We start from the raw sequence: 22,285 nt of genomic DNA on the forward strand, positions 1-22,285 counted from the left end.
ATGCACAAGATTACGATATACGGCGCCGGCCTGGCCGGGTGCGAAGCCGCCCTCTGGCTGGCGGAACACGGGGTGCAGGTGGACCTGTACGAGCAGAAACCGGTGCATTTTTCCCCCGCCCACAAAAGCGAGGGCTTTGCGGAGCTCATCTGCTCCAACTCCCTGAAAGCCGAGCGCCCGGACTCTGCTTCCGGCCTGCTCAAGCTGGAGATGCGCGCCATGGGCAGCCATCTGCTCCGGGCCGCCGAGACGGCCCGGGTGGCCGCCGGCGGCGCCCTGGCCGTGGACCGGGACCGGTTCAGCGCCGAGGTCACCCGCATGGTGGAAAACTGCCCGGGTATCACGGTGCACCGGCAGGAAGTCACCGAAATCCCGGAGGACGCCCCCATCCTGGTGGCCACCGGCCCCTTGACCGAAGGCGCCCTGGCCCAGGCCGTGGCGGCTCTCTCCGGCGGGGAAGAACTGAATTTCTACGACGCGGTGGCCCCCATCGTCACCGCCGAAAGTCTCGACTACAACAAGGTGTTTGCCGCCTCCCGGTACGGCCGGGGAGAGGCGGACTACCTGAACTGTCCCTTCAATAAGGCGGAGTACGAGGCCTTCCACACCGCCCTCATCGGCGCCGAGCGGGCTCCCCTCCACGACGCCGACAAGGACCTGACCGTGTATGAGGGCTGTATGCCCATCGAGGTCATGGCCGCCCGGGGCGCGGACACCATCCGGTTCGGTCCTCTGCGCCCGGTGGGCCTCAAGGACCCCAACACCGGGCACCGCCCCTGGGCCAACGTCCAGCTGCGGGCGGAAAACACCGCCCGGACCCTGTACAACCTGGTGGGCTTCCAGACCAACCTGAAATGGGGCGAGCAGAAGCGGGTGTTCCGGATGATTCCGGGCCTGGAAAACGCCGAGTTCATGCGCTACGGCGTCATGCACCGCAACACCTTCCTGAATGCCCCCAAGGTGCTGGCCCCCGACCAGAGCCTGAAACAGCATCCCAACGTCTTCTTTGCCGGGCAGATCACCGGCTTTGAAGGCTACATGGAAAGCGCCGCCAGCGGCCTGCTGGCCGCGCGGTCGATCTACGCCCGGCTGCAGGGCAAGCACTACACCCCGCCCCCGGCGGCCACCATGTGCGGCGCGCTGATCGACTATCTCATGACCCCCAACAAGGATTTCCAGCCCATGGGCGCCAACATGGGTATCTTGCCCCGCACCGAGGAGATCAACGCCATCCGGGACAAGCGGGAACGCTACATGGCGCTTTCCAACGCCGCCCAGACCGACATGGCCGGCTGGGTGGCCCAACAGGAGGACGTGGAATGAAGATTCTTTTGGATGTGATGGGCGGCGACAACGCCCCCAACGCCGTATTGCAGGGCGCGGCCGATGCCGTGAAGGAGTTCGGCCAGGGCATGACCATCGCCCTGCTGGGCCAGGAGGAGGTTATCCGCCAGGCGGCCGCCGAACTGAACATCGACCTGACACCTTTTGAGATCGTGAACTGCACCGAAGTGGTCACCATGGAGGACGACCCGGTCAAGGCTGCCCGCCACAAGCCGGATTCCAGCCTGGTGAAGGGCCTGACCATGCTCAAAAAGGGTGAGGGCGACGCCTTCGTCTCCGCCGGCTCCACCGGCGCGCTGCATGTGGCCACCAGCCTGATTGTGCGCACCGTCAAGGGGGTCAAGCGCCCGGCCCTGGCCACCCCCATGCCCGGCATCCAGCAGCACTACCTGCTGCTGGACTGCGGCGCCAACGCCGAGTGCCGCGCCGACATGCTTAACGCCTTCGGCACCATGGGCAGCGTCTATGCCGAGAAGGTCATGGGCCGCCCCAATCCCAGCGTGGCCCTGGTCAACAACGGCGCCGAGGACCACAAGGGCACCCCCATGTACCGGGAAGCCCACCAGAAGCTGAAAGCCAACCCCTCCATCCGGTTCGTGGGCAACATCGAGCCCCGCTACATCCCGGAAGGCAAGGTGGACGTGGTGGTCTGCGACGGGTTTGTGGGCAACGTGGTGCTCAAGCTCACCGAGGGCGTGGCCACCAGCCTGCTGGGGATGCTCAAGCCCATTTTCCTCAAGAATCTGTTCACAAAACTGGCCTATCTGACCATCAAGGACGGCCTGCGGGGCCTGAAAAAGATGATGGACTCGGAGGAAGTGGGCGGTGCGCCTCTGCTGGGCGCCGCCAGGCCGGTCATCAAGGCCCACGGGTCCAGCAAGGCCCGGGGCATCAAGAATGCCATCCGCCAGGCCAAGACCTGCGTGGAAAACGATCTGTGCGGCACCATGGAGAAGGCTCTGGCCGAGACCATGGCCGCCGTGCAGGAATGAGTCAACCGAAAGGACGAATCCTGTATGCCGAACCGCTCTTTTGAAAAGCTGGAACAGGTGCTGCATTATCAGTTCAAGAACCCGGCCCTGCTGCGCATTGCCATGACCCACACCAGCTTTGCCAACGAATCCAAGGTGCCCACCCACCACAACGAGCGCCTGGAATTCCTGGGCGACAGTGTGCTGTCGGTGGTGGTGGCGGACTACCTGTTCCATCACTCCTCCCGCCCCGAAGGTGAGCTGACCCGCATGCGGGCCGCCCTGGTTTCGGAGGAAGCCCTCTTCCGCTTTGCCGCCGAGATCGACCTGGGCAGCTATCTGCGCCTGGGCCACGGCGAGGAGCTGGGCGGCGGGCGCACCCGCCCCAGCGTGGTGTCCGACGCCTTCGAGGCTCTCATCGCCGCTTTGTATCTGGACGGCGGCATGGAGGTGGCCCGCAACTTCATCCTGCCCTTCATCACCGAGGGCAAGACCGCGGACCCCGACTACAAGACCAAACTGCAGGAACTGGTGCAGGAAAAACCTGGCGCCGAACTGCGGTATGCGGTGGTGGGCCAGTCCGGCCCCGACCACGACAAGACCTTTGAGGTGCAAGTCACCCTCAACGGCAAGGCCCTGGCCACCGGCAAAGGCCGGAGCAAGAAGGCCGCGGAACAGCAGGCCGCCAAGCAGGCCCTTGCCGAACTGAATCCCTGATGAAAGGAACCCGCCTGCATGCGCTTAAAAGAACTTGAGATCCAGGGCTTCAAGTCCTTCCCGGACCGCACCAAGGTGGCCATCGGCGCCGGCATCACCGGCGTGGTGGGCCCCAACGGTTCGGGCAAAAGCAATATCTCCGACGCCATCCGCTGGGTCATGGGCGAAACCAGCTCCAAGCAGCTGCGCGGCGCGGGCAAGATGGAGGATGTTATTTTCGGCGGCACCCAGACCCGCGGGGCCATGGGCTACGCCGCCGTCAGCCTGACCATCGACAACGCCGACCACGGCCTGGCCATGGACGCGGAGGAGGTCACCATCGGCCGCCGGTACTACCGCAGCGGCGAAAGTGAATACACCATCAACGGGCAGAACGTCCGTTTGAAAGATATCTACGAACTGTTGCTGGATACCGGCCTCGGCCGGGACGGCTATGCCATCATCGGCCAGGGCCGCGTGGCCGAGATCGTGGGCGCCAAGAGCGCCGAGCGCCGGGAAATCTTTGAGGAAGCCTCCGGCATTGCCCGGTTCCGCTACCGCAAGAATGAGGCCGAGCGCCGTCTGGCCGCCGCCGAAGGCAATCTGGAACGCCTGCGGGACATCCTGGGCGAACTGGAAAGCCGGGTGGGCCCGCTGAAGCGGGACAGCGAGAAGGCCCAGAAGTTCCTGGAATACTCCGAGACCCGCAAATCTCTGGAGGTCACCCTGTGGGTGGACTCCATCCGCCGTGCCCAGGACGCCGCCCGGGACCAGCAGCGCCGGTATGAGGCTGCCGAGGCCGATTACGCCCGCCTGTCCCGCCAGCTGGATGAATTCGACCAGAAGACCGAAGCCCTGCGGGAGGAAGCCCAGCAGCTCATGCTCCAGGTGGAGCAGGCCAACGCCGACATCCGCACCCTGACCGAAGCCGGGGCGGGCAGCGACAGCCAGATCGCCGTGCTGAACAACGAGAACGAGCACGCCCAGGCCCAGATCCGGGACGCCGAGGCCGAACTGGCCCGGGCCGGGGAGGGCGCCAAGGGCATTGAGGCCGAAACCAGGGAGCACCAGGACGCCATCGAGACCCTGCGCGCCCAGCTGGCCCAGGCGGACAAGACCATCTCCGACCTGCGGGCGCAGATGAACGCCCTGGAACAGGAGGCCTTGCAGAGCGGCGAGCGCCGGGACGTGGTGGAAGCCGCCATCGCCCGGCTGCAGGACGCCGCCACCACCATGAAGGTGCGGGCCGCATCCCTGACTTCCGCCGCCGAAGCCGCCCGTGCCCAGCTGGAGGGCCTGCGCAACCAGGCCGCCGCCGCTTCCGGCGCCGCCGACCGGCTGAACGCCGAGCGGAAACTGGCCGCCCAGGCCCTGAAAGAGGCGGAGGACAACGTCACCCGGTGCGACAACATCAAGGCCGGGCTCAAACTCAAGCTGGAAAGCCGCCGCCGTCAGCAGGCCGAAGCCGCCGACGCCCTGCAGAAGGCCGACCGGGACCGCTCCAACACCGCCCAGCGCATCCGCATTCTGGAAGACCTGGAACGCAACCTGGACGGCTACCAGCAGAGCGTCAAGACGGTCATGCGGGCCGCCGCGGCCAACCGGCTGCGGGGCATCATCGGCCCGGTGGCCGGTATCCTCACGGTGCGCAAAGGCTACGAGACCGCCATCGAGACGGCCCTGGGCTTTGCGCTGCAGAACATCGTGGTGGAGGACGAGCGCTGCGCCCGGTCCGCCATCGCCTTCCTGAAAGAAGAGCGGGCCGGCCGCGCCACCTTCCTGCCTCTGGACACCGTCCAAGGCAACCGGTTCAACGGCCGCCTTACCGGCACCGCCGAGGTGGCCGCCGACCTGGTGGACACCGACGACCGTTACCGCCATATCATCGATAACCTGCTGGGCCGCATCATCGTGGTGGAGGACCTGGCAGAAGCTTCCGCCGTGGCCAAGAACCTGGGCTACCGCAACCGCATCGTGACTCTGGACGGCCAGGTCATCAACGCCGGCGGTTCCTTCACCGGTGGTTCCACCGCCCGCAGCGCGGGGGTGTTCAGCCGCAAGCAGGAGCTGGAAGAACTGCGCGTCAAGCTGAAGAAGCTGGAACAGCGCCGGGCGGACGCCGAGCGGGAAGCCAAAGCCCGCCAGGCAGAAGCCGATACCCTGGCTGCCGAGCTGGCCGGGGCGGAGAGCGAGAGCGTCAACGCCGCCTCCGCCCGGCTGAAAGCCAGCCTGGACCTGGAACGGCTGGACGCCGCCGTGCAGGAGGGCACCGCTGCGGCCCAGCGCCGGGGCGCCGAGATCCAGCAGCTGGAAACCCAGCTGAAGGAGAACGACACCGCCCGGGCCCAGGCCGAAAACGGCGCCGCCGCCGCCCAGACCGAACTGGACAAGTACAACGCCGAGCTGTCCCAGCTGGGCGAGAGCACCGGCGAGCTCAGCCGCCGCCGGGAAGCCCTGACCGCCTCTCTCTCCGAAGCCCAGATGAACCGCCTCACCGGGGAGAAGGACATCGGCCTGCATGAGGCCGCCCTGGAGACCCTGCGGGGCCGCACCGGGGAAGCCGAAGCCCGGGCCCGGGAACTGCAGGCTGCCATGGAGGCCGCCCGCCAGAAGATCGCGGCCAACGAGCTGCGTGTGGCCGAGATCGAGCGGGCCCGCGCCGAAACCAAGGAGAAGATCGCCGCCGCCGAACAGACCATCCGCACGGCCAACGCCGCCCGGATGGAGAAGGAAGCCGCCGTCACCCGTCTGGGCCAGGAAAACCGGGCCCTGACCGACGAGCGGGAACGGATGAGCGGCGAGATGGCCCGCCTGGCCGAGCGCCGCACCGCCGCCGAAACCGAGCTGAACACCACCGCCGCCAAGCTGTGGGACGAGTACCAGCTCACCGAGGCGGAGGCCAAGGGCCTGTGCGTGGAATTTTCCAACGTCACCGACCTGCGCCGTCAGGTGGCCGAAGTCCGGGGCAAGATCCGGGCTCTGGGCAACGTGAACGTGGGCGCCATCGACGAATATAAAGAGGTCAAGGAACGGTACGATTTCCTCAAAGCCCAGGTGAGCGACGTGGAGCGCTCCAAGTCCGAGCTGACCCGGATGATCGGGGAACTGCGGGGCGAGATGGAGGAGATGTTCTCCAAGAGCTTCAAGGAGATCAACCGCAACTTCGGCCATATCTTCCGGGAACTGTTCGGCGGCGGTTCCGCCCGGCTGTATCTGTCGGACGAATCCAACGTCCTGGAATCCGGCATCGAGATCGAAGTGTCCCCCCCGGGCAAGGTCATCCGCAACCTGTCCGCCCTTTCGGGCGGCGAGCAGGCGCTGGTGGCCATCTCCATCTACTTTGCCATCCTGGAAGTCAACCCCTCGCCCTTCTGCATTCTGGACGAGATCGAAGCCGCCCTGGACGATGTCAATGTCACCCGGTATGCCAACTATCTGCGCCGCATGACCGACAAGACCCAGTTCATCGTCATCACCCACCGCCGCGGCACCATGGAAGCCGCCGATGTCCTGTACGGTGTGACCATGCAGGAGGACGGCGTCTCCAAGCTGCTGCGCCTGGACCTGAACAACGTCAGTGCCGACCTGGTCAACTGACCGCGCCGGATTTTCCTATACATATCCCACGGAGGTGTGCCCTATGGGCCTGTTTGACAGTTTTAGAAAAAAGAAGCTGCAGGACGGCCTGGAAAAGACCCGCACCGGCTTTTTCCAGTCCATCGTCAACACCCTGACCAATTCCCAGATCGACGATGATCTGTACAACGACCTGGAAGAACAGCTGATTCTGGCCGATGTGGGCCCGTCCACCGCCGTGCGGCTGGTGGATGAGCTGCGGGACGTGGTGGAACGCGACCACCTCAAGACCGGCGAGCAGGCCCTCAAGGCGCTGCGGGAGATCATCCGGCTGGAAATCTCCCCCCACGACGAGATGGACCTGACCGGTCACCCGGCGGTGGTCCTGGTCATCGGGGTCAACGGGGTGGGCAAAACCACCACCATTGCCAAGCTGGCCTACCTGTACAAGGACCTGGGCAAGCGGGTCATGCTGGCGGCGGGGGATACCTTCCGTGCCGCGGCCAGCGAACAGCTGGAAACCTGGGCCGACCGGGCCGGAGTGCCCCTGGTCAAGGCCGGGGAGGGCGCCGATCCCGCCGCCGTCATCTTCGACGCGGTGCAGAGCGCCAACGCCCGGGGCTATGACATGGTCATCGCCGATACCGCTGGCCGTCTGCACAACAAGAAGGGCCTGATGGACGAGCTGTCCAAGATCGCCCGCAGCGTCAAAAAGGCCAGCCCCGAAGCCAGTCTGGAAGTGCTGCTGGTTCTGGATGCCATCACCGGCCAGAACGCCATCAGCCAGGCTCAGGAATTCTGCCGGGCGGCGGGGGCCACCGGCGTGGTGCTCACCAAGCTGGACGGCACCCCCAAGGGCGGCTGCATCCTGGGCGTGCACGAAAAGCTGGGCCTGCCCATCCGTTTTGTGGGGGTGGGGGAAAAGATCGACGATTTGATTTTCTTCTCCGCCACCGACTTTTCCGAGGCCCTGCTGCCCGAACTGCCCAAGAAAGAGGAGGAACAGGCATGATCTTCTGCGCTGCCACCAACAACCAGGGCAAGCTCAAGGAGCTGCGCCGCATTCTGGAGCGGGCCGGCCATGAGGTGAAGAGCCTGCGGGAACTGGGCGTGACCCTGGACCCGGAGGAAACCGGCACCACCTTTGCCGAAAACGCCCGCATCAAGGCGGAAGCTTTCTGCAAAGCCACCGGCCTTGCCACCGTGGCCGACGACTCCGGCCTGTGCGTGGACGCCCTGAACGGCGCCCCCGGCGTGTACAGCGCCCGCTATGCGGGGGTACACGGGGACGACGACGCCAACAACCGGAAGCTGCTGGACGCCATGAAGGATGTCCCCGCCGGCAAGCGGGCCGCCCGGTTTGTCTCCGCCGTCTGCCTCATGCTGCCCGACGGCCGGGAACTGACGGTGGAAGGGGAGTGCCCCGGCACCGTGGCCTTCGGCCTGACCGGGGAAAACGGCTTCGGGTATGACCCGCTCTTTGTGCCCGACTGTGTGGGCCTGCCCGACGGCACCACAACCCCCAACACCGCCCGACGGTCCTACGCCGAGCTGGCGGACGGGGAAAAGGACGCCATCAGCCACCGCGGCCGGGCCATGGAACGCCTGGAACAGGCCCTGCCCGCATTTCTCGGCGAATAAAACAACATCACCGAAAGGATTTAGATTTATGAAGACTCTGACCAGCAAACAGCGCGCGGCCCTGCGCGGCGCCGCCAACACCCTGGACCCCGTGTTCCAGGTGGGCAAAGGGGAAATCGGCCCCGCCATGATCGAAGCGGTGTCCAAGTGCCTGGCTGCCCGGGAACTCATCAAGATCAAGGTGCTGGAAAACAGCGAGTATTCCGCCAAGGAAGCCGCCCAGATCCTGGCCGAAGCCACCGGCGCCCAGTGTGTGCAGGTCATCGGCCGCAAGTTTGTCCTGTTCCTGCAGAAGGACAAGGACTCCGACTTTACCGCGCTGCTGGCCGCGGCCCGCTGAACCCATGGCGGCGGTGGGCAAGCTGCTTGTGTACGGCGGAACCTTTGACCCGCCGCACATGGGGCACATGAACAATCTGCGTGCGGTCATGGCGGCGGTGCACCCGGACAAGGTCCTGGTCATGCCCGCCGGCATCCCGCCTCACAAGGCGGCCAGCGCCACCCCTGCCGAACTGCGCCTGGCCATGTGCGGCTGTTTCACCGCCGTGGATCCCTGTGTGGAGGTCAGCCGGTGGGAGATCGACCAGCAGGGCCGCAGCTACACGGTGCACACCCTGCAGATGCTGCGGGATGCCTACCCCGGCACCGCCCTGTATCTGGCCCTGGGCAGTGACATGCTGCTCAGCTTTACAAACTGGCACCGGTGGAAGGCCATCCTGGCCCTGGCCACCCTGGTGGTCCAGAGCCGCGCAGGGGGTGACAGTGCCGACCTGCATGCCGCCGCCGATGCCCTGAAACCCTACGGCGGCCGGGTGCTCTTTGCCCATGCGGTGCCGGTGCCCTGCGCCTCCAGCCAGATTCGTTCCGGTTCGCTGGACGCCGACACCCTGCGCCGTGTTCTGCCCGAATCCGTGCGTGCCGTCATCCGGCAAAACGGACTGTACGGTCTGGTCGACAAGGTGTAAAGGGGTGGAACCTGCCTGCCGCCCATCGATTTTTTCTGACAAAGTAGGGGGAAAAAGCATGACCTGTGAACAAGCCCAGGAATTGGTAAAAGGCCGTTTGTCCCACAAGCGGTACAAACACACCGTAAATGTAAAAAATATGGCTGTGGAACTGGCCCGGCGCTACGGCGCGGACGAAGAAAAAGCCGCTCTGGCGGCACTTTTGCATGACGCTGCGAAAGAACTGCCCCCGCAGGAAATGTTGCAGATTTTTTCCGACAATGCTATAATGGCTAAAAATGCCGCGTCACGTCCTTCTCCGGTGTGGCACGGCATTGCCGCCGCCATCCTGTGCGCCACCCAATGGGGGGTCACCGACCCGCAGATTCTTTCCGCCATTGAGTGCCATACCACCGGCAAGGCCGATATGACCCTGCTGGAAAAGATCATCTACATGGCCGACGCCACCAGCGCCGAGCGGAACTATCCCGGGGTGGAACAGCTGCGGCAGGAAGAAATGCAGGACCTGGACATGGCTTTGCTGCACAGCTTGCAGCAGAGCATCGCCTTTGTGAAAAAGAAGGGCGGCAAACTGGACCCGCAGACCGTAGCGGCCTGCGAGGACCTGCAGGCACGCATTGCACAAAAAGGATAAACATACCATATTCCCAGAAGGGATGCCCCGGCCCCGGCCGCCGCACCCCACCATCAAAAAGGGAGGACGCCCATGAGCGAACCACGCAAACTGAACACCGGTGACGCCCAGCGCACGGTGTATCATGCCGGCGACGCGCAGCGCAGCATTCGTACATCCGGCGCTGCCGGGTCCACTTCCAGCCAGCAGCTGGAGGAAGCCCGCCGCCGTGCCCGGATGGCCGCTGCCGACAGCAGCCGCCGCAGCCGCCAGTTTACGCCGGTGCAGCCGGCCGATGTGCAGCGCTACCAGGCCGCACGCCAGGCCCAGGCCGGGCAAAGCGCCCCGCGCACCATTCACCAGCCGGTACAGCACACCGCCCGCTATCCCCAGCAGCCTGCCGAATCCCGGCAGCCGGCACAACAGCAGGGCCGCACCATCCATCGTGCCCAGCAGCCGGCGACCCGTTCGGCCCAGCCCACGGCAGCCCAGCTGCCCGGCCAGGAGGAAGCCGAGCTGACCATGGCCCAGCGCCAGGCAATGGCCCTGCGCCGCCAGGCGGCGGCCAAGCAGGCTGCGGCCGGCACCCGCGCCCGGGTGCAGCATCTGGATCTGCGCTCCGCTCAGGGGGAACGCCCCGCCTACAATATTGACGGCGACACCGAATACGAAACCCGCCAGGCAGCCCGTGCCGCCAAGGCGGCCGCTGCGCCCCAACAGCCGGCGGACCAGGTATCCCGTGCCGCTTCCGGCACTTCCCGCAGCGGGGGTGCCGCTTCCGCTTCCTCCGCCCGCCGCAGCGGCGCTTCCGCCGGCGGTGTGCCCCCCAAAGGCCCCGGCAAGGGCCGCAAGGGCAGCGGCAATGACGGCGGCGAAAAAAAGAAGGGCGGCAAGAAAAAGAAGAAGGCCTGGTGGAAGGTCCTGCTGGTCACCCTGCTGGTGCTGGTGCTGATCTTCGGCGGCACCCTGGCCCTGATCGTGAACGCCCTGCGCCCCGAAACCGGCGGCAACATCACCTTCAACCAGCTGCTGAACACCCCCAAGGAATTTGCCGGCAAGGAAATCAACATCCTGCTGGTGGGCATCGACCGTTCCACCGAGGACGGCATGGGGGAAGACTCCCAGAGCAACGACGGCATGACCGACATGATCATGTGGATGCACTTCAACAACGAAACCGGGGAAGTGAAGATGCTGCAGATTCCCCGCAACATCTTCGTCACCACCGACAGAAGCTATTCCGGCAACTACCAGATCAACGCCATCGCCAAGACCCAGGGGTCCGATGGCTACAACAACCTCAACGCCCTGTGCGAGGAGGTCAGCAAGGAATTCCAGATTCCCATCGACGGCTATGTGAGCATCCGTCTGGAAAAACTGGTGGAACTGGTGGATATTCTGGGCGGCGTGTACTGCTATATTCCCCAGGATATGTCCTACGGCGGCAGCGCCCTGGAACAGGGCTACCGCAACCTGGACGGCGCCGCGGCGGAGTTCCTGCTGCGCAACCGTCACAGCTACGCCAACAGCGACCTGGGCCGCCTGAACACCCAGCGCTATTTCTACGCCGCCATGTTCGCCAAGCTGCGCTCCATGACTGCGTGGGACATCGCCAAGAACCTGCCCTTCTACCTGAGCATGGTGGATACCAGCCTGAGCATCTCCGACCTGATCAGCGTGGCGGTCAGCCTGCTGAACGTCTCCAGCAACAAGATCATGCTGGCCCAGATTCCGGTGTATATGGGGCAGATCTACTATCCCATCGGCACCACGGATAACGACGTGGTGGTGGTGGCCCGTCAGGAGGCCGCCGACCTGCTCAACACCTACTACCGCGAGAACACCGGTCCCGTGGACGCCAGCGAACTCCAGGTGGTGGATAACGTCCTGGATATCAGCGGACGCAGCCCCTCCGACCCCAACGTGCAGTTTATGGCCGACATCAACGAGCAGGTCAACGACGCCGCCGATGAGTCCGGTGTGGATACCAGCAGCGAGTACGTCTACGACACCCCGACCCCGGCCCCCGAAGGGGATGCCTCCTCCACCGAGGAAGGCACCGACGGCGCCGATTCCGCCAGTGAGGACAACGCTGCGTAAGTGCAATATTTCGAAGGAGATACAAACTATGGATAGCAAGACCCTGGCCATTGAACTGGCGCGTGCCCTGGACGCCAAAAAGGCGCTGAACATCCGCGTTCTCAAGGTCGAGGACCTGACCACCGTCACCGATTACTTCGTCATTGCCACCGGCACTTCCACCACCCATGTGGGCGCCCTGGCGGACGAAGCGGACTTTGTGCTGTCGCAGCAGGGGGTCAATCCTCTGCGCACCGAAGGCCACGACGGCAAGCGCTGGGTGCTGCTGGATTACGGCAGCGTGATCGTGCATGTGTTCACCAAGGAAGCCCATGATTATTACGACCTGGAACACCTTTGGGCCGACGCGGCCGAAATGCCCGCCGCCGAATGGATGAAACCGGCCGAATAAATACGATTATTGTAAAATAGTGGGGAGAGATCAACCGTGAAGTACGACTTCAAAGCTGTGGAAGCCAAATGGCAGAAGGTGTGGCAGGATGAGCACACCTTCCACGCCGAGATCGATCATTCCAAGCCGAAATTCTACGCTCTGGTGGAATTTCCGTATCCGTCCGCCGCGGGCCTGCATGTGGGTCACCCCCGCAGCTACACCGCCCTGGACATTGTGGCGCGTAAAAAGCGCCAGTGCGGCTACAACGTGCTGTATCCCATGGGCTGGGATGCCTTCGGCCTGCCTACCGAGAACTACGCTCTGAAGAACCACATCAACCCCGAGATTGTCACCGCCAAGAACGTGGCTCGCTTCAAGAGCCAGCTTCAGGCGCTGGGCCTGTCCTTTGACTGGGACCGGGAGATCAACACCACCGACCCCGAATACTACAAGTGGACCCAGTGGATCTTCCTGCAGCTGTACAAGAAGGGTCTGGCCTACAAGAAGGAGACCAACGTCAACTACTGCACCGGCTGCAAGGTGGTGCTGGCCAACGAAGAGGTGGTCAACGGCGTGTGCGAGCGCTGTGGCAGCCCCGTGGTCCACAAGGTCAAGAGCCAGTGGATGCTGAAGATCACCGCCTATGCCGACCGCCTCATCGATGATCTGGACGGCCTGGACTTCATCGAGCGCGTCTCCACCCAGCAGAAGAACTGGATCGGCCGCAGCCACGGCGCCGAAATCAACTTCGACACCACCGCCGGCGATGTGCTCACCGTCTACACCACCCGCGCCGACACCCTGTTCGGCTGCACCTATATGGTCGTCTCCCCCGAGCATGCCTACCTGAAGAAGTGGATGGACGCCGGGCTCATCAAGAACCCCGACGAGATCACCGCCTACCAGCAGGAAGCCGCCCGCAAGTCCGAATTTGAGCGCACCGAGCTGAACAAGGAAAAGACCGGTGTGCGCATCCAGGGCGTGGAGGCCGTCAACCCGGTGAACGGCCAGAGTGTGCCCATCTTCATTTCCGACTACGTCCTGGCCACCTACGGCACCGGCGCTATCATGGCCGTGCCCGCCCACGATACCCGCGACTGGGAGTTCGCCAAGAAGTTCGGCCTGCCCATCGTGGAGGTTGTCCGCGGCACCACCCCCGCCAACCTGGACGAAGGTGCCTTCACCGACGTGGCCACCGGCACCCTGGTCAACTCCGGCTTCCTCACCGGCCTGTCGGTGGAGGACGCCAAGAACAAGATGTACGCCTGGCTGGAAGAGAACGGCAAGGGCCACAAGAAGGTCAACTTCAAGCTCCGCGACTGGGTGTTCAGCCGTCAGCGGTACTGGGGCGAACCCATCCCCATGGTCTACTGCGAAAAGTGCGGCTGGCAGCCCCTGCCCGAGAGCGAGCTGCCCCTGCGCCTGCCCGAAATCAAGGACTTTGAGCCCGGCGAGAACGGCGAAAGCCCCCTGGCCCGCCACACCGAATGGGTGAACACCACCTGCCCGTGCTGCGGCGGCCCCGCCAAGCGGGAAACCGATACCATGCCCCAGTGGGCCGGTTCCAGCTGGTACTTCCTGCGCTATATGGACCCCCACAACAAGGATGTCATTGCCAGCAAGGAAGCCCTGGAATACTGGAGCCCGGTGGACTGGTACAACGGCGGCATGGAGCACACCACCCTGCACCTGCTGTACAGCCGTTTCTGGCACAAGTTCCTGTATGACATCGGCGTGGTGCCCACCAAGGAGCCCTACGCCAAGCGCACCTCCCACGGCATGATTCTGGGCCTGAATCCCCACAGCTTCGTGAATCTGCCCGCCGACGAGCAGCGCAAGCTGGTGGCGGAGTTCGGTTCCGAGAAGGCTGCCAAGGAACACCTGGTGGAAAAGTACGGCGAGATGGCCGAACACCCGGTGGTCAAGATGTCCAAGAGCCTGGGCAACGTAGTCAACCCCGACGATGTGGTCAACGAGTACGGCGCCGACACCCTGCGCCTGTACGAGATGTTCATCGGCGACTTTGAGAAGGCCGCGCCCTGGAACACCTCCTCCATCAAGGGCTGCAAGCGCTTCCTGGACCGCATCTGGGCCATGGGGGACAAGCTGGTGGAAGGCGGCGTGCGCCCCGAGCTGGAATCCCTGATGCACCGCACCATCAAGAAGGTGGGCGAGGACATCGACAGCCTGAAGGCCAACACCGCCATCGCCCAGCTGATGATCTATGTGAACGCCCTGGCCGATGCCGGCGGCGCCACCCGCCCCGAATACGAGGTGCTGCTGCAGCTGCTGAACCCCTTCGCCCCGCACATGACCGAGGAACTGTGGGAGCAGATGGGCCACGAGGACCGTCTGGCCTACTATCCCTGGCCGAAGTACGACGAAGCCAAGTGCACCGAGCAGACCATCGAGATCGCCGTACAGGTGAACGGCAAGATCAAGGCCCGCATCAAGGTTCCCGCCGACGTGGAAGCCGCCGATGCCATCGCCGCCGCCAAGGCGGAGCCTGCCGTGACCGAAGCCCTGACCGGCAAGACGCTGGTCAAGGAGATCTACGTCAAGGGCAAGCTGGTCAACCTGGCCGCAAAATAAACCTCAGAGCCCCCGCATCCGACGGGGGCTCTTTTCGCATATCACGACCACCCCAAAACCGAAGAGGAGAGAAACAGTTATGCGCCAAAACCTGCGTGCAGTCCTGCAAAAGCCCCGCCATTGGCTGGTCCTGGCGGTGCTGGTGCTGGAACTGGTATTTCTGGCGGCGGGCTTTGTGCAGGACCGCGCCGTGCGCGGCACCACCACCCTGCTCAGCGACAGCATGGGAGACATGGTGGAGGAAGGCATCACCCACACCACCCAGGGCACCGAAGTGGCGGAAGGTCTTTCCGGCGAGGTGCTGGCCACCCGCTGGCTCAAACTGGAACCCGGCATGTACAACGTCACCGTGGCCTATCTGGGCGGCGGGGACGATGTGACCTGCTACTTCTACAAATCCACCGCCTTGGCCGATACCGTCACCCTGCGCAAGGATATGCGGGCGGTGACCTTCCAGGTCCTGGTGCCCAGCGACCAGGAGGAAGCCACCCTGCGCATCTCCACCGGCGGCAGCGGCTTTACCCTGGAAAGTATCGTCATTTCTTACAGCCAGGCCTATTCCTGGTACAACCTGCTCTGCCGTCTGGTCTTCTTTGCGGCGGCGGACCTGATCTGGCTGCTGTGGTCCGGTCGGCTGGTGCTGCCCGGCGGTCCCAAAGGGGCCGTCACCGCCCTGGGGCTGGGGGGCGCGGTGCTCATCGCCTCGCTGCCGCTGCTCACCGGCGGGCTCATCCAAGGCCACGACCTGCAGTTCCACCTCAACCGCATCGAGGGCCTGGCCCAGGGCATCGCCGCCGGCCAGTTCCCGGTGCGCATCCAGCCCTTCTGGTTGGACGGCCGGGGCTATGCCGTGTCGGTGTTTTACGGGGAGCTGCTGCTCTATTTCCCGGCCCTGCTGCGCTTCTTTGGCGTGACGGTGCAGGGGGCCTACAAGGTGTATGCGGTGGTCATCAACCTGGGCACCGCCCTGGTGGCCTGGTACTGCCTGCGCCGCATGCTCAAAAACCAGTGGGCGGCGCTGTTCGGCAGCGTGCTGTACACCCTGTCCATCTACCGCATCCTGAACATCTATCTGCGGGGCGCCGTGGGGGAATACACCGCCATGATGTTTTTGCCCCTGGTGTTCTACGGGCTGTGGCGGATCTTCACCCAGCCCGACGGGGAGCGGGCCCGGCCGCTGGTCTGGCTGCCGGCGGTCATCGGCTTCACCGGCCTGATCCAGACCCACCTGCTCAGCGGCGAGATCGTGGGCATCCTCACCCTGGGCAGCTGCGTGGTGCTGCTGCGCCGCACCCTGCGCAAAAACACCTTCTTCCCGCTGTGCAAGGTGGTGGGCATCACGGCGCTGCTCAACCTGTGGTTCCTGCTGCCCCTGTTCGATTATATGCGGGATGACCTGGTCATCACCACCCAGGAAACCTCCGGCCCTCACAACGGCGCCGCGTTCTTCGGGCAGATGCTGAACCTTGCTTACAGCGGGGTGGTCAACCGGTACAACCTGGGCCTGGACCAGGGAACTTATAAGGAAATGGCCATCGGCCTGGGCCTGGCCTTGCTGCTGGCGGCGGGGCTCTTCCTGCTGGTTACGGCCATGGGCCGCTGCGACCGCAAAGACCCGGTATGGAAGCTGGGCAGCTTCGGTTTCTGGGCCGGGCTGGTCTGCCTGGTGCTGGCCAGCGATGTCTTCCCCTGGGACAACCTGTACAACCTGAACCCGGTTCTGGGAAAACTGCTGGCCATGGTACAGTATGTGTGGCGGTTCCTCAGCCCGGCCACCTGGTTCTGGGTGCTGGCGGGTGCCTGCGCCATCTGCCTGCTGCGCACCCGCCCGGACCTGCGCAACCTGTCCGCGGGGGTGCTGCTGGTGCTCACCCTGGTCAGCTGGGGCGGTTTTGTGCAGAGCGCCCTCACCGACAACGAAACCATGTTCCGGTACAGCGCCGCCGCCCTGGATTCCTGTGACGCCGGGGCAGGGGAGTACCTGCCCGCCGGCACCGAGAAAACCGATTTTGCCGGTCCTCGCGCCATAGAATCCGACGGGGTGGAGCTGACCGAGACCAGCCTTGACGGTCTGAGGGCCACTGTCACCTGCCAGAGTATCGACGGCGGCACCGTCACCGTGCCCATGCTGTACTATCCCTACTACACCGCCGACGACGGGTCGGGCATGACTTTTGCCGTGACCCGCGACCCCGCCAGCAAGATGGTCCAGGTGCAGATTCCCGCCGGGTACAGCGGTACCATCCGGGTCTATTACGCCGAACCCTGGTTCTGGCGGGCCGCCGAGGCCGTCAGCCTGCTGACCCTGGCCGGGCTGGTGGCACTGGGACTGCGCCGCCGCAAAATCAACCGGCCGGAAGCAGTTCCGGCCAAAGGATAAGACAATGAAACAAGACACAAACAATTCGGTACGGCCCGCCCTGGTCAGCCTGGCCCGCCGCCCGCTGTTGTGGGTGGCGCTGGCGGCGCTGGCCGCCCTGGGCTACGGCTACGCCATGGCCGTGCCCGCCGTGGATATGGACGACCTGGCCATTGCCACCTACCAGCAGGGAGGGGAATTCCTGCGCCAGGGCCGGTTCACCGTCTGGCTGCTCCAGGCGCTTACCGGCATCATGACCTATCAGCCTTTCTGGCCGGAATTCTTCTTTGCTCTTTGCCTGGTTCTGGCGGGGGTGCTGCTGGCCGCTTTGCTGTATACCGCCGCCGGGCGCACGCCCTCTTTGCCGGGGGCGCTGCTGCTGGCGGGGGGACTGCTGCTCTGGCCTTATCACGCCGAAATCCTCATGTATTCCAACCAGTGCGGCGTGGGGCTGGGGTATCTGCTCTGCGTCGGGGCGGCCTGCCTGGTCTGGCCGGCCATGGCAGGGGACTGGCGACGCCATCTGCCCGGGCTGGGCGGGGCGGCCCTGTGCCTGATGTTCGCTCTGGGGTTGTATGAATCCTTCGCCCCTGTCTGGCTGACCCTGCTTTTTGCCCTGCTGCTGGCCGGGCCGGTGCGCCGTTTGGGCCGGGGCTTCGGCGCCCTGGTGATCGGGCTGTGCCCGCTGGCAGCGGGGCTGGTGCTGCGCAGCGGTGCGGCCGCTCTGCTGCGGGCCGCCAACGGCGTGACCGGGGAGAACGGCAGCGCCGCCAAGACCATCTTCTGGTTCCGGCGGGACAGCGTGCGGGACGCCATCCTCATCCCCCTGCGGGAATTTTTGACCAAATACGGCGCCGAAGCCCTGGCCGTGCCGGCTTTGGCTTTGCTTCTGCTGGCCTGCCTGGCCTTGGTGGTGTGGACGGCACCCCGCCGCGGCCGTCGCCTGTGGGCGCTGGGGTTGCTTCTCTCCCAGTTTTCCCTGGGACTTTTGCAGGGCACCGGTTCCCAGATGGCCCGGGCCTGCCAGTGCTTTGCGGTGTTTGTGCCTTTTGTGGCCTGGCTCTGGCTGGGCAAGGCCCTGGACGCCCGGCGCAAACCCCTGCTGACCGCCCTGTGCGGGGTGCTGGCGGTGGCGCTGCTGGGCACCGAAGCCTGGGCCCTCAGGGATGATTTCCGCTTTGGCCGGGACCGCTGGCAGTACGAAAAGTCCATCCTGGAACAGACGGCTGCCGACCTCCTTGCCCTGGACCCCTCCGGCACCCTGCCGGTGGTGTTTACCGGGGTGATCGAGCTTTCCCCCGAGCTGGAAGCCCGGGCGGCCATTCCGGCGGGCAACCCGGCCTACACCGCTGCCTGGGTCATCGCCACGGCGCTGGACGGCCCCCAGGGGACCCTTTACCGGTACGAAAACCCCCAGACCCTGGTGATCAACTGGGCCCAGACGGCCTTCGGCACCCACGAACAGATGTATCTGCTCATGGAAGAGCTGGGTCACACCTACGCCCGGCCCACCCAGGAGCAGCAGACGGCGGGCGACGCCCTGGCCGAGACCCTGCCTGCGGGGGTAAGTCGGCAGGAAGGATATTTGCTGGTCTGTTTCTGACCGTTGCACCCATGCGCGGACTGCTGTATAATAAGAGAAAGTTTCTGCCCGAAAGGTGGTTCCCTTTATGCTGATCTCCCTCGTTGTGCCCAGTTACAATGAAGAGGAAGCCATGCCGCTGTTTTATCAGGAAGCGTCCCGTGTGGCCGCCGAGATGAAGAAAAGCCACGGTACGGATTTTGAGTTTATTTTTGTGGACGACGGATCCAGGGACGGCACCCTGCGCGTGGCGCGGGAACTGCATGACCGGGATCCCCGTGTCCGGTACGTTTCCTTCAGCCGCAACTTCGGCAAGGAATCCGCCATCTATGCGGGGCTGAAAGCCGCCAAGGGCGATTATGTGGCCACGCTGGACGCCGACCTGCAGGATCCCCCGGCCCTGCTGCCCCAGATGCTGGATGTCCTGCTCACCGGCGACTACGACTGCGCCGCCACCCGCCGCACCACCCGCAAGGGGGAACCCCCGGTGCGCAGCTGGTTTGCCCGCAAGTTCTACCAGATCATCAACCGCCTCAGCGACACCGAGATTGTGGACGGTGCCCGGGATTACCGGCTGATGAGCCGCAAGATGGTGGATGCGGTGCTCTCCATGGCGGAGTACAACCGCTTCAGCAAGGGCATTTTCAGCTGGGTGGGCTTCAAGACCAAGTGGTTTGATTACGAGAACATCGAACGGGTGGCCGGCCAGACCAAGTGGAATTTCTGGGGTCTGTTCAAGTATTCCATCGAGGGTATCGTGGGCTTTTCCACCGCCCCGCTGATCATTGCGGCGGGTGCCGGCGTGATTTTCTGCCTGGCGGCCTTTGTGGGCATTCTGTTTGTGGTGGTGCGGGCCCTGGCCTTCGGGGACCCCACCTCCGGCTGGCCCAGCATGGTCTGCATCATGCTGCTGTGCAGCGGCGTGCAGCTGTTCTGCCTGGGCATTGTGGGCGAATACCTGGCCAAGACCTATCTGGAAGTCAAGCATCGGCCCATTTACATTGAGCGCGAAACCGAAGCGGACCGGGACGCCCGCCGTTCCCGATAAAACGCGGCAGGGGGCCTGTTCATGAATGATATGACCCAGGGCAGTGCCTACCGTCACCTTTGGCGGTATGCACTGCCCTTGATGCTGGGCAACTGGTTTCAGCTGGCTTACAACGCCGCCGATTCGGTGATTGTGGGCCGCTTTATCGGCAAGGACGCCCTGGCGGCGGAGGGAGCCGCCGGTCCGGTGATGAACCTGGTCATCCTGGCTATCTCCGGCGTCACCATCGGCGCCGGGGTGCTGATGAGCGAATTTTTCGGCGCCCACGACCGGCCCCGGCTGCGCCGGGAACTGGCCACCACCCTTATTGCCGGGGCCTGGTTTTCCCTGGCGGTGGCGGCGCTGGGATTTGTCTTCACCCCCCAGATCCTGCGCTGGCAGGAGGTGCCTGCGGACATCTTCGACATCACGGTGGTGTATCTGCGCATCACCTTCCTGGGGGCGCCCTTCACCTGCTTTTACAACGCCCTGGCCGCCGGGCTGAAAAGCGTGGGCGATGCCAAGACACCCCTGCGCTTCCTCATGTTTTCCTCCATCCTGAACGTGGTGCTGGACCTGGTGTTCATCGGTCTGCTGGATTTCGGCATTGCCTGTTCGGCGGCCACCACCGTCTTTGCCCAGGGGGTCAGCGCGGTGCTGGCGGCGGTGTATCTGGCGCGCAGCCTGCCGGACCTGTGCCCCTTGCGGGAGGAATGGCACATCGACCGTCCGCTGCTGGGCAAGACCCTGCGCTACGGCAGTGTGACCGCCCTGCAGCAGGCCTGCCAGCCCATCGGCAAGGTGCTCATCCAGGGGCAGGTGAATCTGCTGGGGGTGGATGTGATGGCCGCCTACAACGCCGTCACCCGCATGGACGATTTCGCCTGTATCCCCGAACAGAGCGTGGCCCAGGGCATCACCACCTTCATCGCCCAGAACCGGGGCGCCAAGCGGTATGACCGCATCCGGGCAGGGTTCCTGGCGGGTCTGCTCATGGAGTTCTGCTACTGGATTCTCATCGGCAGCATCACGGCGGTGTTGCGCACCCCCATCGTCTCGCTGTTCGTTTCGGGTGAGGGCGCCGAGCGGGTCACGGCCCTGGGCAGCCAGTATCTGGCGGCCATGGCGGTGTTCTATATCCTGCCCGCCTTCACCAACGGGTTCCAGGGCTACTACCGGGGCATGGGCCGCATGGGCATCACCCTGGCCGGTACCTTTATCCAGACATCCCTGCGGGTGGTATTCACGGTTCTGCTGGCTCCCCGGGTGGGCATCTTCGGCATCGCCTTTGCCTGTGCGGGCGGCTGGATCGTCATGCTGCTGTTTGAAATTCCGCTGTACTTTTTGCGCATGCGCGGGCATGAGGCGGAGCAGGGAGCCTGAGCGCTTATGGACAAAGCCGGAAGGACAGAACCCTTCCGGCTTTTTGCAGCAAAAAAAGAGGGCCTGCCCTGGGGGCAGGTCCTCTTTCGGTTGTGGGGGAACAATCAGGCCTTGTTGGCAGAGCCAAACAGCTCGATCTTCTCGCGCACGGTGGCCTTGATGGCCTCGGCGCCGGGAGCCAGCAGCTTGCGGGGGTCAAAGCCCTTGCCCTGCAGATCCTTGCCCGCTTCGATGTACTTGCGGGTGGCGTCGGCAAAGCTCAGCTGGCATTCGGTGTTGACGTTGATCTTGGAAACACCCAGGGTGATGGCCTTGCGGATCATGTCGGCCGGGATGCCCGTGCCGCCGTGCAGGACCAGGGGGATGTTGTCGGTGGCCTGATGGATCTTGTCCAGAGCCTCAAAGTCCAGGCCCTTCCAGTTGGCGGGGTACTTGCCGTGGATGTTGCCGATGCCGGCAGCCAGGAAATCGATGCCCAGGGCAGCGATCTTGGCGCACTCGGCGGGGTCGGCCACTTCGCCGGCACCGATGACGCCGTCTTCCTCGCCGCCGATGGAGCCGACTTCGGCCTCGATGGACAGGCCGTGGTCATGGGCCAGAGCCACCAGCTCGGTGGTCTTGGCAACGTTCTCGTCGATGGGATAATGGCTGCCGTCGAACATGATGGAGGTGAAGCCGGCGGCCACGCAGGCCTTGGCACCCTCATAGGTGCCGTGGTCCAGGTGCAGGGCCACGGGAACGGTGATGCCCAGGCTTTCGTCCATGGCGCGGACCATGGCGGCCACGGTCTTGAAACCGGTCATATACTTGCCGGCACCCTCAGAAACACCGAGGATGACGGGGCTGTTCATCTCCTGCGCAGTCAGCAGGATGCTCTTGGTCCATTCCAGGTTGTTGATGTTGAACTGACCGACGGCGTAATGACCGTCGCGCGCTTTCAGCAGCATATTCGTTGCGTTTACCAGCATAGTGAAGATACCTCCCAATGTTCTTCTGTTTCCGTTGCAGGAAAAATCCGCGTGGAGCCGTGCGCCCCGCGCGTCACTAGGGTATAGTCCCATTA

17 protein-coding genes are annotated in these 22,285 nt (G+C 64.4%); 16 read left to right on the forward strand and 1 reads right to left on the reverse strand.

The genetic code is table 11. The features are described 5' to 3' along the window. The 16 genes from trmFO (at position 1) to H6B15_RS05090 (ending at position 21,222) form a co-directional block, all read left to right on the forward strand. Positions 1–1,323, forward strand: a complete 1,323-nt coding sequence (gene trmFO, locus H6B15_RS05015; protein ID WP_204646727.1) for a methylenetetrahydrofolate--tRNA-(uracil(54)-C(5))-methyltransferase (FADH(2)-oxidizing) TrmFO — start codon at positions 1–3, stop codon at positions 1,321–1,323. Beyond that, complete coding sequence (plsX, locus tag H6B15_RS05020) at positions 1,320–2,336, forward strand: phosphate acyltransferase PlsX (RefSeq protein WP_204646729.1); 1,017 nt, start codon at positions 1,320–1,322, stop codon at positions 2,334–2,336. The genes trmFO and plsX overlap by 4 nt, the downstream gene beginning before the upstream one ends. 24 nt (positions 2,337–2,360) lie before the next feature. Continuing rightward, positions 2,361–3,032, forward strand: a complete 672-nt coding sequence (gene rnc / locus H6B15_RS05025) for a ribonuclease III (protein ID WP_204646730.1) — start codon at positions 2,361–2,363, stop codon at positions 3,030–3,032. An 18-nt stretch (positions 3,033–3,050) separates the two neighbouring features. Further along, a complete protein-coding gene (gene smc / locus H6B15_RS05030) occupies positions 3,051–6,608 on the forward strand; it encodes a chromosome segregation protein SMC (RefSeq protein ID WP_204646732.1) in 3,558 nt (1,185 codons plus the stop codon). A 43-nt stretch (positions 6,609–6,651) separates the two neighbouring features. After that, the gene (gene ftsY, locus H6B15_RS05035; protein ID WP_204646733.1) at positions 6,652–7,599 is read left to right on the forward strand and encodes a signal recognition particle-docking protein FtsY; all 948 of its coding nucleotides are present in this window, start codon (positions 6,652–6,654) and stop codon (positions 7,597–7,599) included. Continuing rightward, positions 7,596–8,228 (forward strand): RdgB/HAM1 family non-canonical purine NTP pyrophosphatase, encoded by a 633-nt coding sequence (gene rdgB, locus H6B15_RS05040; protein WP_204646737.1) that lies wholly within the window; start codon positions 7,596–7,598, stop codon positions 8,226–8,228. Before ftsY ends, rdgB begins: the two co-directional genes overlap by 4 nt. A gap of 28 nt (positions 8,229–8,256) precedes the next feature. Next, complete coding sequence (locus H6B15_RS05045) at positions 8,257–8,568, forward strand: YhbY family RNA-binding protein (RefSeq protein ID WP_204646738.1); 312 nt, start codon at positions 8,257–8,259, stop codon at positions 8,566–8,568. A gap of 4 nt (positions 8,569–8,572) precedes the next feature. Beyond that, a complete protein-coding gene (gene nadD, locus H6B15_RS05050) occupies positions 8,573–9,193 on the forward strand; it encodes a nicotinate (nicotinamide) nucleotide adenylyltransferase (protein WP_204646740.1) in 621 nt (206 codons plus the stop codon). A 58-nt stretch (positions 9,194–9,251) separates the two neighbouring features. After that, positions 9,252–9,827 carry a bis(5'-nucleosyl)-tetraphosphatase (symmetrical) YqeK gene (gene yqeK, locus H6B15_RS05055; RefSeq protein ID WP_204646749.1) on the forward strand — a complete coding sequence of 192 codons (576 nt, stop codon included), beginning with the start codon at positions 9,252–9,254 and terminating at the stop codon, positions 9,825–9,827. 72 nt (positions 9,828–9,899) lie between these two features. Further along, positions 9,900–11,906, forward strand: a complete 2,007-nt coding sequence (locus H6B15_RS05060; RefSeq protein WP_204646751.1) for an LCP family protein — start codon at positions 9,900–9,902, stop codon at positions 11,904–11,906. Positions 11,907–11,934: 28 nt separating this feature from the next. Further along, positions 11,935–12,297, forward strand: coding sequence for a ribosome silencing factor (gene rsfS, locus H6B15_RS05065; protein WP_204646757.1), 363 nt, complete (start codon positions 11,935–11,937; stop codon positions 12,295–12,297). Between the two features lie 36 nt (positions 12,298–12,333). Continuing rightward, a complete protein-coding gene (gene leuS, locus H6B15_RS05070; RefSeq protein ID WP_204646761.1) occupies positions 12,334–14,871 on the forward strand; it encodes a leucine--tRNA ligase in 2,538 nt (845 codons plus the stop codon). Positions 14,872–14,950: 79 nt separating this feature from the next. Then, the gene (locus tag H6B15_RS05075) at positions 14,951–17,251 is read left to right on the forward strand and encodes a 6-pyruvoyl-tetrahydropterin synthase-related protein (protein ID WP_204646763.1); all 2,301 of its coding nucleotides are present in this window, start codon (positions 14,951–14,953) and stop codon (positions 17,249–17,251) included. 4 nt (positions 17,252–17,255) lie between these two features. Then, positions 17,256–18,833, forward strand: coding sequence for a glucosyltransferase domain-containing protein (locus tag H6B15_RS05080; RefSeq protein WP_204646765.1), 1,578 nt, complete (start codon positions 17,256–17,258; stop codon positions 18,831–18,833). A gap of 67 nt (positions 18,834–18,900) precedes the next feature. Beyond that, complete coding sequence (locus tag H6B15_RS05085; RefSeq protein WP_204646766.1) at positions 18,901–19,860, forward strand: glycosyltransferase family 2 protein; 960 nt, start codon at positions 18,901–18,903, stop codon at positions 19,858–19,860. A 21-nt stretch (positions 19,861–19,881) separates the two neighbouring features. Continuing rightward, positions 19,882–21,222, forward strand: coding sequence for an MATE family efflux transporter (locus H6B15_RS05090; RefSeq protein ID WP_345941938.1), 1,341 nt, complete (start codon positions 19,882–19,884; stop codon positions 21,220–21,222). Between the two features lie 104 nt (positions 21,223–21,326). Here the strand turns inward: H6B15_RS05090 and fba are convergent, their stop codons facing one another. Then, on the reverse strand, positions 21,327–22,190 hold the full coding sequence (fba, locus tag H6B15_RS05095) for a class II fructose-1,6-bisphosphate aldolase (RefSeq protein WP_204646767.1): 864 nt from the start codon (positions 22,188–22,190) through the stop codon (positions 21,327–21,329). Between the last annotated feature and the right edge of the window lie 95 nt (positions 22,191–22,285).

Origin of the sequence: Gemmiger formicilis, assembly GCF_016900095.1 — a bacterium.
Taxonomy (GTDB): domain Bacteria; phylum Bacillota; class Clostridia; order Oscillospirales; family Ruminococcaceae; genus Gemmiger; species Gemmiger formicilis_A.